The sequence below is a fragment of the Paenibacillus sp. FSL L8-0502 genome (assembly GCF_038593055.1).
In the GTDB taxonomy this organism is placed as follows: Bacteria; Bacillota; Bacilli; order Paenibacillales; family Paenibacillaceae; genus Paenibacillus; species Paenibacillus polymyxa_D.
Window position 1 is genome coordinate 5,149,979 of sequence record NZ_CP151958.1, and the last position, 15,493, is coordinate 5,165,471.

Genomic DNA, 15,493 nt, shown 5'->3' on the forward strand with positions numbered 1-15,493 from the left:
GGAGACATCTGCATTATGAAAAAAATTCATTTATCTGTCATTTGGATATGGTCTGGTGTTCTGGCGCTAGCCATGTTGTGGGGAGGACTTCATCTGTACGCCGACAGACAAACACTGCCGGAGGGAGTGAGGGTCGGAGGAATTAACGTAGGAAGCATGGATCACACAGCCGCTCTTCGGCTGGTGGATAAAAAATTGGATGCATTGAAGCAACGTCCACTACTTCTGACGGACAGTGACAGCAGTGCACAGGATATAAAAATTACACTCGGGGAAGCAGGAATTCATTATAAAGCGGAGGCATTTCGGAATGCCGTGACGGCACTCAGCTCGGAGCATCTATGGACTCGTGTGCAGACACGTTTTAGCTTCGAGAAGGAATGGTCTATCACATCTTTCCGACAGGAGGAGATATTAAGGGCCCAATTCGGAGCCGATTGGGAGGAGCAACGATATGGCATGCCTATCAATGCTGTGCGACAGATTGACGGGAATGATCAGGTTCGTTATATTCCGGGGCGCTCTGCCCGACGCCTAGATTGGCCCAGATTGGACGCCGCACTAGATAAGGCGCTGCCCAAGGATTTTACCGCTTCGGAAGAGCCCGTACGAGTGGAATTACCTTTCCGTCAGCTGGAGCCGAAAATTTCAGTAGACAGTCTGCGTAACGAAGGGATTGAGCGCAAAATCGTCCAGTTCTCCACCAGTCTAGGCAGCAGCTCGGAAGGACGCGTGTACAACGTTAACTCAGCGGCAAGCACCGTTGATGGTTTAATTCTCAAGCCTGGCGACATATTCGACTACGGCCAATTGATTGCCAAGGCTGAGCGCACTCATGGCTTTCGTGAAGCTCCAGTGATCGTGAACGGTCAGTTGGAGTCCGGTATAGGCGGCGGGATTTGTCAGGTATCCAGCACGGTGTATAATGCAGCGCTGCGAGTCGGTTTGGACATTGTTGAGCGCCGCAACCATTCCTTGCCGGTCAGCTATCTGCCCAAAGGTCAGGATGCGACTTTCGCTACGGGGTCCATTAATTTCCGTTTTAAAAACAATACAGGCAAGCATTTGTTACTTCGTGCGGCTGTCCAAAACCGAACACTTACTGTTAAATTTTTTGGTACATTTCCGTCCAATATTTCGTATGAACTGGAATCCCATACGGTTCGCGTACTTCCCATACCGGAGAAAAGACTCCGTAATGACTCACTTTCCCCCGGCTTCTATCAAGTACTTCGGCAGGGCAAAGAAGGGTATGTGGTAGAAACATTTCGAGTAAAAAAGGTAGACGGAAAAGCCGTAGAGCGCACCCGAATCAGCCGCGATACGTACCGAGCGCAGCAACGCATTATAGCTAGTTATGGCGGTGGCACATCGTCTGAGCCACAAACACGTGAACCCGAGAAGTCTATTGTCGAGGATGGTATAAGCGAATAAACGAAAAATCCCCCTTCCATTGTCGGCTGGACTTGTTCCAGACAGAATGAAAGGGGGATTTTAGCTATAAATTACTCGCTGCGTTTACCCAAAACAGAAATTTCTACAGGCTCACTTTCGTTACCGTCTGCATCTTTAGCTTTGATTACCAGTCTAACCGTTGCTTTTTGAGTAAGCACACTGATACTAAATGTGCCATCATCTTTGGCTACTGCACTACCGATAGGCAGTTCGTTGGAATAGGCGGTTACTGTGGAACCTGCTTTAGCTGTCCCCGTAATTGTACTTTCTCCGTCATACACATCGTTGACTTTCAGTACTCCCGTAGTTGCAACTGTGTCTGTAGTGCTATCTGTAGTCGTATCCGTAGTTGTGTCTGCATCTGTGTTGGTATCTATTGTTGTAGAGTTGTTCGTAGTCGTGCTATCTGTGCTGGTATTTGTGCTGGTATTTGTGCTGCTATCTTCTGTTTCGCTGCCAGAAGTAGTCGACGTGTTACCATAAGTGGAATCTGTCACGTTGCTGTATGTGGAATCCGTTACCGTTCCACCAGGAGTCGTCGTCAGATTATCAACAGGGCTCAGGTTGTAGCCGGAAGCAGCGTCCAGAATAGCAATTGCCTCTGCACGAGTCAGCGACTTCAGTGGCTGAAATTTACCATCCGGATAACCGTTGATGATTTTTTGCTCCGCAGCTGCCGCTACACTTTTCTTTGCCCAAGATCCAATTTTGTCGGAGTCAATAAATTTAGTAACATCTGCTGCGTTACCCGCAGTGAGTCCAATAGCTTTGCCTACGATAGCCGCAGCCTCTTGACGTGTTACCTTACCATTTGGTTTGAGCTTGTTACCTGCATAGCCGCTTATGTAACCTGCATTCACGGCACTTGTCAGCTCGTTGTATGCCCAGTGAGAAGCTGGTACATCTGTGAACGTTCTGCCTCCATTACCGTTTACTTTTACACTGTCCGCATACGTTACGTCTGTCACAGCTGGAGTATCCTGCGTGAACGTACCCAAGCTGCGGTTCAGAAGAACAATAAATTCTGCACGTGTGATTGCCGCATCCGGTTTTACCGCGCCGTCCAATTGTCCTGTGGCTGACCAGCGTTGCACCTGATCTCCTGCCCAATGTCCATTTGTAGTTTGAGGAGCAGCTGCCGCTGCGCTGAATGCGCTAAGAATAAGACCTGTACTCAATACACCTGTAACTGTATTTCTTAACTTTTTTCCCATGCTATAAATTCCTCCTCTGATTGGATTCATCATTCTTTTTTAAACACTTTACCAGAAATCAAACCCAAATAACCCCCAAATTAAAAAAATCGTCCCATATAACCATACCCCCTCCTAATGTAGGATAAATAAGAAACGGGACTTAATACCTAGTCGCTCACTTGGATATGTATATTTAGACAGGCTAAGGTATACTGAATGAATACTCAGTCATATGCTGAACACCGCAATGAGGTCACAAACCCCTAGGAAAAGAGGTCTTCTTATGGCTCTTATTCAATGTCAGTTTTATTCGGAAGTTCTTGGTCTGAGCACATCCATGAATGTTATTCTTCCTCAGGCAACCCGTTCACAAATTGGACTAGAGGGCAAGCAAGGAACCGGGCCACATCCGACGCTGTATTTGCTGCATGGCCTATCGGACGATGATTCAACCTGGTTGCGTCGAACCTCCATTGAACGCTATGTGGCCTCATTGGGCCTGGCTGTCGTTATGCCCCAAGTACATCGGAGTTTCTATACGAATATGGAGCAAGGAGCGGCTTATTGGAGCTTTATCAGTGAAGAATTGCCGGCTTTGGCACGTTCATTCTTTCCTCTATCCGACAAGCGTGAGGATAATTTTGTAGCCGGACTTTCTATGGGTGGATATGGTGCTTTCAAACTGGCACTCCAGCATCCAGAGCGGTTTGCAGCCGCTGCCAGTCTTTCGGGAGTCATGGATTTACACGCATCACGCACCGATCCTATGCAAAATGCGATGAGTCCAGCGGAATGGCTTAACATTTTTGGGCCAGATGAAATACGCGGAACAGATCACGACTTGCTAGAGTTGCTACAACGTCATGCTGCCTTGGGGACCTCACTCCCCCGACTCTACCAATGCTGCGGTACGGAGGATTTCTTATATAAGGGGAATCAGACTTTTCGTGAAACATGTAGTACCGTCGGGGTTCCGCTGACCTACGAAGAAGGTCCTGGAGCGCATGAATGGGGATACTGGGACGCGAAAATTCAGGATGTTCTGGCATGGCTACCGCTCAAAGAGCACTAAACAGGTTAAAAAAATCCCCGTAGCTTCTCTCATCGCACCATGGCGAAGGGATAGGCTCGGGGATTTATTATATGCACATTAGGGATTTGTTGTGGTCTCCGTTGATGGAGATTCTTTAGTTAGTGACTTAGGCAGTACTTTATACAGGCGCCACTCGCCATTAAACTCACGTTCAAGCTGAACCCATGGGGCACCATGTTCATATAAGTTCGGATATACCATATTGATCTTACTCAGTGGCATGCCTGACATGATCTTAGGTACAAGGATATAATCCACATGGTGATCCTGCGGATAACTTAATGCCTTATTGAACGAATAATCGCTGGTGATCAGGAAGCGTTTAGGATGTTGGCTGTAAACAATCATGGTGTAGGCTGAAGCCGAATCGGTCATAATGGTAGACTTCGGCAGATGCTCATCCAACCAAACGGCAATCCTACGATCTGACTCCTGTCTCACATAGTTCACATTACCTGTCCGTGTGAGAAAGCTGTTCTCATCCGGTGCAATATCCGGGCGAGTCAACGCATAGGAAAGTAATCCAGCGGTAAGCAGCAGACTGACGGATACCAGGCCAAAGGCTGCCCTCCGCCATCGTCCCTGAAGCTGGCTCAACTCATAAGGCAACCAGGCTATGGTAATTGGGAATACATACATAAAATAACGAAACCATCCATACGAAGATTGCTTCATCATAAGTAAAAACTGCAATCCCGGCACTGATAGGAACAGCAGCAAAATAATCAGGGTTCCCCATCGGAACAAGCGTCCACTCAACAGACGAATGAACAGAATAGCCAACAACGGTACCGAATACCAAAGTGTTTTGGAAGCAATAAATTTCAAGGCTACCAGCGGATTGGAGAAAATCTCTACAAACTTATCATCATTCAGCAGCTCTGCCGATTGGGCCGTGTTCGAATACTCCGAATTCAGGAAGTAAAAAGCATTCCCCATAATGAGATAGTTAAAGAAAATCCATAACAGCCCGGAAAAGACCACGGGGAGCAGAAGCAGTAACCACGTTGCCTCGACCTTGTGCAGTTTTTCTCGCAAGGCCAGCTCGCGTCTGCCCATGTTTCGATGGAGAAACAAAACCGCCAAGACCACGCCACCTGCCATTGCCACGCCCAGAGGAACCGCTTCATAACGAGTCCAGAACGCCATGGCAAGCGCTAATCCAGAAACAATCAGACTTGCCGTCATGCGATCCTTGAGCCACAATGCAAACTCAATCACCGTCATCATAATGAAATATATGTATAGCGAATCACTCAGCCCATTGGCACCAAACAGTAAAATAAACGGATTCAGTGCATACAACAAAGCCAGCAGCAAGCTCATACTAGAGCTAAGCCCTGTTCTGACACCCGCCCGATATAGCAACATAGCGGTCAAAGCAGAAAAGGTAGCACTCAAAATAATAGCAGCCAATCCATAGGTGGCTAATGCCGGAAAGATTGGATACAGCAGTAGAATCACCATTTCCAGAAGACTGGGTAGTGGATTCCAGATAAATCCGATGGCGCCCAGATGCGGGTCGCGGCTGTACAGCACGTAAAATGCGTTAGCTACGCGACTGAGCGCGTCTGTGTGCATATATCCCAGAACATAGCTGAAATAGATGCCCGCAGAAAGTTCCAATGCAAGTATAAATACAAACAGACCTATAGCCATCCATCTGCTTGCAGACCATTTGCGAAAGGACATTCCTCTCGTTCCCCCTCAAACTTCTTGCGGTGATACAGCTGTAGCCCACTCACACCCTACAGCTGTATTCTTCCCTCCGCTACGATGCACTAAAATATAATAATTATTTCGATTCTTCATACTCTATTTTGTACAGTCGCCACTGCCCGTCAAAGTCATGTACCAACGAGGCCCACGGCGCTCCCTTTTCGAATAAATCAGGATAGCTCCGGTTTACCTGATCCAGCGGTACCCCATCCACCAAGCGCGTGACCAAGACATAATCCACCTTGGAAGCAGGCAGATCTATTAAAGATTCCCCAAAATCATAATCACTCGTAATCATAAACTTCTTCGGAATTTTGCTGCTCAAAATGATCGGATAGGCGGCATAAGAATCTGTCAAAATAAGAGATGAACCATAATACTCATCCAGCCACGGCGCTATTTTCCGCTCAATAATTTGACGTTCGTAGCTTTCATTACCACTATGCGTCAAATAGCTGTGTTCATCTGCTGCAATCGCGGGGTTCGTCAGTGCGTAGGATAACAAGCCTGCTGTTACCAACATCCCTGCCGTTACCAGTGAGATTCCGATCCCCCGCATTTTCCCCTTCAACAGACTAAGCTCATACGGCAGCCAAGCAACCGTAATCGGGAATACATACATAAAATATCGGAACCAGCCAAACGAAGAATGCTTAAACATCAGTAAAAGCTGAAGCCCGGGTACCGATAAAAAGATTGCTAATAGCGTAAGCGTGCTCCAACTCCACAGACGTTTGTCCAATAGGCGTATAAGCAAAATGGAAATTAACGGAGCCGCATACCATAAGGTTCGTTGCCCGACAAACTTTAGCATCAGCACAGGGTGAGCAAACATTTCTACAAAGCGCTGATCCTCTAACAAAGCCGCTGATTGTGTGGAATTGGAATATTGCGAGCGTAAAAAGTAAAGCGGGTCGCCCATGATAATCCAGTTAAAAAAGAGCCACAGCAAACCGGAAAAGACAAGCGGCAGCAACAATAGAAGCCATGTCGCTTCTACCTTGTACAGGCGCTCTTTTAAAAACAATTGCGTTCTAACGCTCTCTCTGTTTGTACGCCACCGATGCAGAAAAAAGATCGTCAGCAATACACCCAAAGCCATCGCAACGCCAAGCGGAACCGCTTCATAGCGCACCCAAAAAGCGAGTGCAAGTGCAAAACCGGATACGATCAAATTCGCCGCCTTGCGATCCTTCAACCACATACAAAATCGACTCACTGTCAACAGGATGAAAAAGATATATGGCGAGTCACTTAAGCCGTTGAAGCCAAACAGAAACATAAATGGATTCAGTGAAAATAATAGCGCAATCAGCAAGCTGGTTGCACCGTGAAGCCCCAACTGTTTGCCCGTCGCATACAATAATGCCGCGCTCGCCCCTGCAAACAGGCTGCTCACAATCACTGCCGCCAGCCCGTGGGAAGCGAGTACTGGAAATAAAGGATAAAACAACAGCACGATCAGTTCCATCAAACTGGGCAGCGGATTCCATACAAACCCGATAGCACCCAAGTGTGGATCACGACTGTATAGCACATAAAATGCATTAGCCACTCGACTGAGCGCATCGGTATGCATATAGCCAAGATGCCATGCAAAATACACACCCACCGCCAGTTCAAGAGCAGCAATAAAAGCAAACAATGACAGCAATTTTCCGTGTTTTCTTAAAATCATGAAACCTCTTTCTGACGCTGTTGCGGAACGGAGAAGATCCAGTAGCGGTTCCAGAAATAATTATGAACAGGCACGATGATGGTAGTTAGTACTTCACCGATCAGATACGACCAACCGATCCAGTGAATGGTCACGTACATCAGGGCGGCATTTAAGAGTAAGCCACAGGTACAGACCAATAAATATTTAAGAAACTGGGTGCGGCTTCCCTCACCGGTAGGCTCGAACGTCCAGTTTCGGTTCAGCACATAGGAAACGAGCAGCGTAACCACGAATCCTATTGTAGTAGCCATTACTGCAGGTACCGTAAACAGCTCCACCAGCAGCACAAGTACACCAACATGGATACCTGTACCCAGCAGTCCTACAATACCGTATTTAATGATTGGATACTTTAGATATGAACGTCTGATCATGTTGATTAAACTCCCTGTCCACCCACAATCGGTCAGCATTCGCCCGTTTATCTGCTATCAGATAGCGAGGTCTAGCTTTGACTTCGTGATATATGGCGGCAATATATTCTCCTACTACTCCGATCGACAGCATGAGTACACTGCCGATAATCAAGAGCAGCAAAATGACAGTGGTAAAACCGGTCACAGCGTCACCCATTAATTTACGCATTAACGTCTGAATCCCCAATACGACTGAAATCAGCATAAAAATGAGGCCCATCAGACTTACAACCCGCAATGGTACTGTCGAAAACGAAACGATCGCTTCTGCTGCCAGTCGAGTCAGCCCTAACGGACTCCAGCGGCTTGGACCCTCTTCGCGTGGAGCCACTCGGAATGAAATCTGGGTTTTACGGAAACCGAGCCAGGCCGTCATTCCGCGAAAAAACGGCATCCGCTCTGGCATCGCCATCCAGGCATCCACCACTCGTCGATCCAGTAGCTTATAATCGGAGGCATCCTTGAGATTAAAGCCCGTCAAGCGGTTCAAGGTCGCGTAGAACAAAGAAGCTCCAAGCTTTTTGCCCACCGACTCTTCTCCCCGGAATTCTTTCACACATTCGACCAAATCATAACCTTCATTTTGCCATAAACGCACCATTTCTCCAATCATCTCAGGAGGGTGCTGCAAATCACCGTCCATGACAATGATTGCATCGCCAGAGGCATTTTCCAGACCTGCGCACAACGCCAGTTCCTTACCGAAGTTCCGACTCAACCGGAGCGCGAGCAAAGAGGGCATTCGATGGGATAATTCAGACAATTTAAGCCACGTATCGTCCTTGGAACCATCATCTACAATGATGAGTTCATAGCGTGAGGTGACAACAGACAGTACCCCATCAATCACCTTAAGCGAACGCTCAAGATGCGAGCTTTCATTGTACATGGGAATGACGACGGATAAAAAAGGTGTTTTTGTCTCCATTCTTGCTCCTTCTTTCTTCATATTCAGGAGGACTGTGCCGGGGTATCATCCAAGTCGTGCATATCGGTCAGACCATGTGTCGTCTTTTCCCAATAGAACGGCTTGGTAATGAGCTGCCAAGCTGCTTTCACCGCAGCTATACTCATTAGTACCCAATATAACGGCGAGAGTAGCCCATATTTGACCATCGCGTATGAAAATGTTCGTTCACCGCGCTCTTCCAGTTCCCCGATGACCCAATACATTCCGGCCACGTTACTGAATACGAACAGAAAGTTACCGATATAAAATTCCGCGCTGGCCAGGTAATACACATATCCCGGGAACAGCTTGGGAATAAAGGACAATTCCCAGCCAAACCATAAAATAAGCAATCCCCAAAAAATCGGATTCAGCAACGGCAACATTGGAGTTGCCAAAATCATCACCTGAAAGCCGAAAAAACCTTTCCAGCCCACTTCGCGCACCAGCTTCACCGGATTGCGCATATGAACCAGCCACGTCTGCATATACCCCTTGATCCAGCGCGACCGCTGACGAATCCAGTTGCCCACGCGGCTGTTAGCTTCCTCCCATGTACGGGAATCGACAATAGCAGTTTTGTAGCCGCCTTTATACAGACGTATGCCCAGATCGGCATCCTCGGTTACATTATAGGGGTCCCACGCATTAATATCTTTCAATACAGATACCCGAAAATGATTGGATGTGCCACCTAAAGGAATTGGGGTATCTAACTGCATAATACCCGGCAGCAGTAGCTCGAACCACATACTGTATTCTTGAGTGAACCAGCGGGTCAGCAAATTTTGTGTACTATTAAAATAGTTGAGCTTCGCCTGAATACACGCATAATGCTCAGGGAGTGAATCGAACGCTGCAATGACCTTTTTAAGCTGATCAGCGTCGGGACGATCCTCAGCATCGTAAATCACGACAAACTCGCCACGTGCCCGAATAAGTCCATAATTACATGCCTTCGGCTTGGTTTTCGGCAAACCGTCTGGAACGACCAGTGTCGTGTAATAGGCCGGCAGCTTCATTTCCCGAAGTAGCTCGATCGTCTCAATGTCATCCTCTTCAATCAGCAGCCGCACGTCCAGCTTGGACTTGGGATAATCCAGCTGCTCCAAATTTCGCAACAACATCGGAAGCACGCCCGCTTCCTTATACATAGGTACAAGAATGGTATAGATCGGCAGTTTCTTTTCATCCATGGCGTCAACCTCTTCCTTCGTAAAACGAAGCTGCGCCCCACGCCGGGAACCAAGATAAATAATGCCAAATTTAAATAGCGTCATCGCAAAATAAAACAGCTGAATCATCATATTGATGATCAACACCGTTTTCCAACTGTTCCAGAAGAGACCGAGCAGTGTAATCATACCCATGGCTGCGAACACCCAAAGTTGTCCCTTTGTAAAAGTCGTCCGCGCCGAATTGTGCGGTTCTTTTTCCAACAGCCCGGTCGTGCTCTCCTGCATCATTTCTTCACCGTAGATTTTACCCCAGAGCTGCTCCATCTCTTCCTTCGTAGCAAGCACCTGCTCTACCGGCATACCCAGAATTTCCTCCAGCTTCAAGCGTCGCTCTTCTGGCAGCGGATCGCTGACCGCCACAATATATCGGTTCATATATTGATGGATAACGACCACGCCATAAGCCATTGCCACTTGCTCGGGTAGTTTGTACGCCGCATCCAGCGCGAGTTCCTCACCAATACGCCCGATCCGGTTCTGTGTAGCAATCGCGCGGTACAAATCCGCAGGTTCCAGCATTTGCAATGACAGCAAGATGTCGCCCAGCAGCCCGCCGCTCTTCGCCTGGAACTCCAGTGCGCGTTCCAGTTGTTCCGGCAATATATAACCGGAACGAACCAGCATATCGCCTAGGCGCTCCTTGGACTCGTCGCCGCCAACCTGTTCCTGTAGCTGCTCGGCTGTAATGAAGCCCATTTCTACAAGAATATCGCCCAGCCTACCACCGTAGCGCTTCTGGTTGCGGATGGCATCTGTCAGCTGATCGCGGGTGATCATCCCGTTCTCCACCAGTTGATCCCCCAGACGGGCCTTGCCGTTTCGGCCGCTCCGCGTTCCTGTTGCTGCCTCTTCGCCTTCCGTACCAGGGATACTGGAAGCAGTGACCATAGCAGCTCCTGCTGCTGTCTGTTCCTGGCCAGATGCATATTGGACTTGAGCCTCCTGCGCCTGTCCATCCTGTATCCCTTCATCCAGCAATTGTTCCACAGCTGCTGCTGTATCATTGGCGTTCCGTATAGCCTCGATACGAAGTTCTGTATCCTGAAGTCGCCGTTCCAACTCTTCGATATGAAAATCAAGCTTGTACAGCACCGGAGCCTGCTCTGACCGCTGAGCCTCTAGCTGTTGTTGCAGTTGTTCGATTCGCTGACGCTCTTCTTTTATTCTTCTCTTGGTTTGGCGAATTGAAACTCCTCCAACCTGCCACCTAAGCTTGTCACCCATGAATTCCCGCCCTTTCAATCCAGCGCCGCTCTTCCGCAAGCGCATCTGCAAGCAGCTGCTTTAACTCCGCATCCCGCTGCTTTTTCCGTTCCAGCGCCGCGTGAAAAAGTTCCCGCTCCTCGCGCAGTAACTCCTCCGCTTGTATCCGTTCCTCATGCAATGAAGATATCAGTTGATCGGCTTCAGAAGCGCGATAACCGATCCAAGCGCTCTTTAACTGACGCGCCGTCCTTTTAGTTCTCATAATACCTCCCTGAATCATCCCGACTCTGCCTTTTGCTACGTCACTACTTTAAAGCATATACATGCCGTTCTCCCAAAACCAGGACATACCTCTATTCTCATTCAAGCCCTTCATTTACACATTTATGAAATTCACTTGACCAAAAGAGCCCCTAGTAACTTGACATTTATTTATTGAATATAGTTCTTGTCCTATTGAATTGGTAATTCAATGAAAAACTTAGTGCTATTCTACCATAATCACCGTAGACGTAGTATACAAAAATGTAAATTCTAGAAACTTTCACACTAGTGTAGTAATAGGTATTTGGAACTATGAATTAATGCCCCAAAAAGCACAAAAGACACCGCGAACGGTGCCTTAGAATCTTTGATTGCTAATTCCTTAAAATTTGATTTTACACAGTATACCGCTACTGTGCAAGAGAATAATATCTTTCTTTACTGATTAATTTTTCGGCTTGTGCCCTTCAAACCATGTTGATGTATTCGCCAGGAGCTGTTCACTGCGCCCAATGGCTGCCTGTACCTGACCGGTAGCGGTTCCACCATATACATTCCGTGCATTCACTACCGCTTCCGGTTGAAGTACCTCATAGATACGCTCATCAAACAAATCCGAAAACTGCTGAAATTCGTCCAGTGTCAGATCAAGCAAATATTTTCCATGCTGGATGCAATACAGTACGGTTTTGCCAATGACCTCATGCGCCTGACGGAACGGAAGCCCTTTGCCGACCAAGAAGTCCGCAATATCCGTTGCATTGGAGAAGTCCTGGTTGACCGCTTGACGCATGCGATCCTTGTTCACCTTCATCGTGGCGATCATCGGTGCGAACAGTTGCAAGGCTCCTTCCAGCGTGGCAACGGTATCGAACATCCCTTCCTTGTCTTCCTGCATGTCCTTGTTGTATGCCAGCGGCAAGGATTTCAATACAGTCAACAAGCCCACGAGGTTTCCATAGACACGTCCGGTTTTACCACGTACCAACTCCGGTACGTCCGGATTTTTCTTCTGCGGCATAATGCTGCTGCCTGTACAAAAAGCATCATCCAGCTCGACAAAACCAAACTCCGTGCTGCTCCATAGCACCAATTCTTCGCTCAGACGAGACAAATGCGTCATAATCAGCGAGGCGCCAGCCAGGAACTCTACGATAAAATCCCGATCGCTGACGGCATCGAGGCTATTTTCATATACGCCATCAAATCCCAGTTGCTCGGCTACAAAATGACGGTCGATCGGAAAAGTGGTCCCGGCCAAAGCACCCGCGCCAAGCGGCAACACGTTAATCCGCTTGTAGCTGTCTTTGAGTCGGTCAATATCACGCTCCAGCATAGACACATACGCCAGCAGATGATGTGCAAATAAAATAGGCTGCGCACGCTGCAAGTGTGTGTATCCAGGTACAATCGTGTCCAGATTATCCTTTGCCTGGCCGATTAATGCAGCTTGTACATCATGCAGCATACCCACCAGCGATACCACTCGTCCGCGCAAATACAAGTGCATATCCGTTGCTACCTGATCGTTACGGCTACGCCCAGTGTGCAGCTTACCCCCGACCGGACCAATGGCCTCGATTAGATTTTTTTCGATATTCATGTGAATATCCTCATCCGAAACGGAAAATTCAATTTCCCCACGGCGGATACGCTCCAGAACGGTGTGCAGTCCTTCCTTGATCGTGTCTGCATCCTCCTGCGGAATAATTCCACATTTTCCCAGCATGGCCACATGAGCCAAACTGCCTTGAATATCTTCTTCCGCCAACGCCTGATCAAACCCGATAGAAGCCGTATATTCCTCTACCAGCTTGTTCGTTTGCTTCGTAAACCGTCCGCCCCATAGCTTACTCATTGTATGATCCCCTCTCTGCAATACAAGCCGCCCTCGTCGTTTGGACAAGAACGGCCCGCATCCCGTACATTTTTTAGGTTACATCATTATTTATGATTTTGTGTTACACCCGCGTTAACCTTCAAACGCAGAGCATTCAAGCGGATAAAGCCTGTTGCATCGCCTTGATCGTAGGCTTGTGTCGGATCGGCTTCCATGGTCGCAATGTCCGGATTGTACAAGCTAACCGGACTTTTAACGCCTGCGCCGATAATGTTGCCTTTGTACAGCTTCACGCGCACGGTACCACTAACATTTTTCTGACTCTCATGAACCAGAGCCTGCAAAGCGACACGTTCCGGTGCGAACCAAAAACCGTTGTAAACCAAGGTAGCATAACGGGTAATCAGACTATCACGCAGATTCATAACCTCGCGATCCATCGTGATGGATTCCATTTTGCGGTGAGCTGTGAACAGGATCGTACCGCCCGGCGTCTCATAGACTCCCCGACTTTTCATACCAACAAAACGGTTTTCCACCATATCCACGCGTCCGATACCATGCTTGCCGCCGAGCTCATTCAGTTTTTCCATCACTTGCAATGGACTAAGCTGTTCTCCGTTCAAAGCGATGCAGTTACCTGCTTCAAATTCCAACTCCAAATATTCTGCTTCATCAGGAGCGTCCTCAGGCGCGTTACTGAGCAAGAACATTTCTTTATTTTCAGGAGCACTTGGATCAAACCAAGGGTCCTCCAGCACGCCGCTTTCATAGCTGATATGCAGCAGATTACGGTCCATGGAGTATGGCTTGGCTGCAGAAGCAGTTACCGGAATGTCGTGTTTTTCCGCATAGGCAATCATTTCTGCACGGCCCGGGAACTGATTGCGGAACTCTTCCAGCCGCCAAGGTGCAATCACCTTGATATCCGGCGTCAACGCCGCCGCGTTCAGCTCGAAGCGTACCTGATCGTTACCTTTGCCTGTTGCCCCGTGAGCAATGGCTGTTGCTCCCTCGGCAATCGCAATATCGACCATCCGCTTAGCGATCAATGGACGTGCAATACTCGTTCCGAGCAAATATTGTCCTTCATATAAGGCACCCGCCTGAAACATCGGATAGATAAAATCCTTGGCGAATTCATCACGCAGATCATCAATGTACACTTTGGAAGCCCCTGTAGCGAGTGCTTTTTCCTCCAAACCGTCCAGTTCTTCTTTTTGACCAATATCTGCGGTGAAAGCGATGATTTCAGCATCATAAGTTTCTTTGAGCCATTTCAGAATAACCGACGTATCCAGACCGCCGGAATATGCGAGTACGATTTTTTCTTTTGCCATTGTTAAAGTCCTCCCCGAATGCTTCTAGCCTTTATCTTCTTTACCTATCAATACCTATCAATCTTATGCCATTAAAGCAACTAACAGCGCTTTTTGCGCATGCAGACGATTTTCTGCTTCATCAAAGATGACCGAATTCGGACCATCGATTACGCCTGCGCTCACTTCTTCCCCACGATGCGCAGGGAGACAATGCAGGAATAAATAATCCGGCTTTGCCAGCTTGACCAGCTCTTCATTCACCTGAAAGTCGGCAAAAGCAAGCTCCCGCTCCTTCTGCTCTTCCTCAAACCCCATGCTCGCCCACACATCTGTGTAGATCGCATCCGCATCTTGTACTGCTTCCTGCGGACTTTGGGTTATAACGATCTCACTACCTGTCTGTTTGGCAATTTCACGGGAAGCTGCGACCACACTCGGGTTAGGCTCGTATCCAGCTGGACTTGCAATGGAGACATGCACTCCGAGCTTCGCTCCACCAATCAAGAGAGAATGCGCCATATTGTTGCCGTCTCCGATATAAGCCAATTTGAGCCCTTTTAGCTTGCCCTTTTGCTCATACAAGGTTTGATAATCAGCTAGCACTTGGCACGGATGCGCCAAATCACTCAATCCATTGATCACAGGAACGGATGCATAACGTGCCAACTCTACCACATTATCGTGCCCAAAGGTACGAATCATAATGCCATCCAGATACCGTGACATGACTTGGGCCATGTCGCTAATCGGTTCGCCGCGTCCCAGCTGGATGTCATTTTTGCTGAGGAAAAGAGCATGCCCGCCCAATTGATACATACCGACTTCAAAAGATACCCGTGTACGTGTAGAGGATTTCTCGAAAATCAGTCCGAGCGTTTTCCCTTTTAGCGGCTGATAGGTTTCCCCGTTTTTATGCTTACGCTTAATTTCAACAGCGAGATCAATTAAATACTGGATTTCCTCTGGCGAGTAATCGTCCAGCTCCAGGAAGTCCCGCCCTTTCAAATTCATCTGCTGCAGTGCGCCGCCCTGGCTCATGCTATCGTCTCCTTTTACACTCTAGTCTAGGATAATT

General features: G+C 48.1%; 12 protein-coding genes. 2 read left to right on the plus strand and 10 right to left on the minus strand.

The features are described 5' to 3' along the window. Positions 1 to 15 precede the first annotated feature (15 nt). Positions 16 to 1,434, plus strand: a complete 1,419-nt coding sequence (locus NSQ57_RS22530) for a VanW family protein (RefSeq protein WP_342425320.1) — start codon at positions 16 to 18, stop codon at positions 1,432 to 1,434. Positions 1,435 to 1,505: 71 nt separating this feature from the next. Here NSQ57_RS22530 and NSQ57_RS22535 read toward each other — a convergent pair whose 3' ends face one another. Then, entirely contained in the window at positions 1,506 to 2,669 is a 1,164-nt protein-coding gene (locus NSQ57_RS22535) for an S-layer homology domain-containing protein (protein WP_342425321.1), read from the minus strand. Between the two features lie 265 nt (positions 2,670 to 2,934). On the opposite strand from NSQ57_RS22535, the gene NSQ57_RS22540 reads away from it, so the two are divergent. Then, positions 2,935 to 3,723 carry an alpha/beta hydrolase family protein gene (locus NSQ57_RS22540; RefSeq protein WP_209947871.1) on the plus strand — a complete coding sequence of 263 codons (789 nt, stop codon included), beginning with the start codon at positions 2,935 to 2,937 and terminating at the stop codon, positions 3,721 to 3,723. 78 nt (positions 3,724 to 3,801) lie between these two features. Here the strand turns inward: NSQ57_RS22540 and NSQ57_RS22545 are convergent, their stop codons facing one another. From NSQ57_RS22545 to argF, 9 genes are all read right to left on the minus strand, one after another. After that, on the minus strand, positions 3,802 to 5,436 hold the full coding sequence (locus NSQ57_RS22545; RefSeq protein WP_069010684.1) for a glycosyltransferase family 39 protein: 1,635 nt from the start codon (positions 5,434 to 5,436) through the stop codon (positions 3,802 to 3,804). A 103-nt stretch (positions 5,437 to 5,539) separates the two neighbouring features. Continuing rightward, positions 5,540 to 7,141, minus strand: a complete 1,602-nt coding sequence (locus NSQ57_RS22550; RefSeq protein WP_342425322.1) for a glycosyltransferase family 39 protein — start codon at positions 7,139 to 7,141, stop codon at positions 5,540 to 5,542. Further along, positions 7,138 to 7,557 (minus strand): GtrA family protein, encoded by a 420-nt coding sequence (locus NSQ57_RS22555; RefSeq protein ID WP_029514556.1) that lies wholly within the window; start codon positions 7,555 to 7,557, stop codon positions 7,138 to 7,140. The genes NSQ57_RS22550 and NSQ57_RS22555 overlap by 4 nt, the downstream gene beginning before the upstream one ends. Next, a complete protein-coding gene (locus NSQ57_RS22560) occupies positions 7,520 to 8,527 on the minus strand; it encodes a glycosyltransferase family 2 protein (protein ID WP_029514557.1) in 1,008 nt (335 codons plus the stop codon). The genes NSQ57_RS22555 and NSQ57_RS22560 overlap by 38 nt, the downstream gene beginning before the upstream one ends. A 23-nt stretch (positions 8,528 to 8,550) precedes the next feature. Beyond that, on the minus strand, positions 8,551 to 11,010 hold the full coding sequence (locus NSQ57_RS22565; RefSeq protein ID WP_039271449.1) for a glycosyltransferase family 2 protein: 2,460 nt from the start codon (positions 11,008 to 11,010) through the stop codon (positions 8,551 to 8,553). Further along, positions 11,003 to 11,254, minus strand: a complete 252-nt coding sequence (locus NSQ57_RS22570) for a hypothetical protein (RefSeq protein WP_029514559.1) — start codon at positions 11,252 to 11,254, stop codon at positions 11,003 to 11,005. Before NSQ57_RS22570 ends, NSQ57_RS22565 begins: the two co-directional genes overlap by 8 nt. Positions 11,255 to 11,701: 447 nt before the next feature. After that, on the minus strand, positions 11,702 to 13,114 hold the full coding sequence (argH, locus tag NSQ57_RS22575) for an argininosuccinate lyase (protein WP_013312248.1): 1,413 nt from the start codon (positions 13,112 to 13,114) through the stop codon (positions 11,702 to 11,704). Positions 13,115 to 13,200: 86 nt separating this feature from the next. Next, positions 13,201 to 14,436 (minus strand): argininosuccinate synthase, encoded by a 1,236-nt coding sequence (locus tag NSQ57_RS22580; protein WP_069010680.1) that lies wholly within the window; start codon positions 14,434 to 14,436, stop codon positions 13,201 to 13,203. A 63-nt stretch (positions 14,437 to 14,499) separates the two neighbouring features. Continuing rightward, a complete protein-coding gene (argF, locus tag NSQ57_RS22585; RefSeq protein ID WP_039271452.1) occupies positions 14,500 to 15,456 on the minus strand; it encodes an ornithine carbamoyltransferase in 957 nt (318 codons plus the stop codon). Between the last annotated feature and the right edge of the window lie 37 nt (positions 15,457 to 15,493).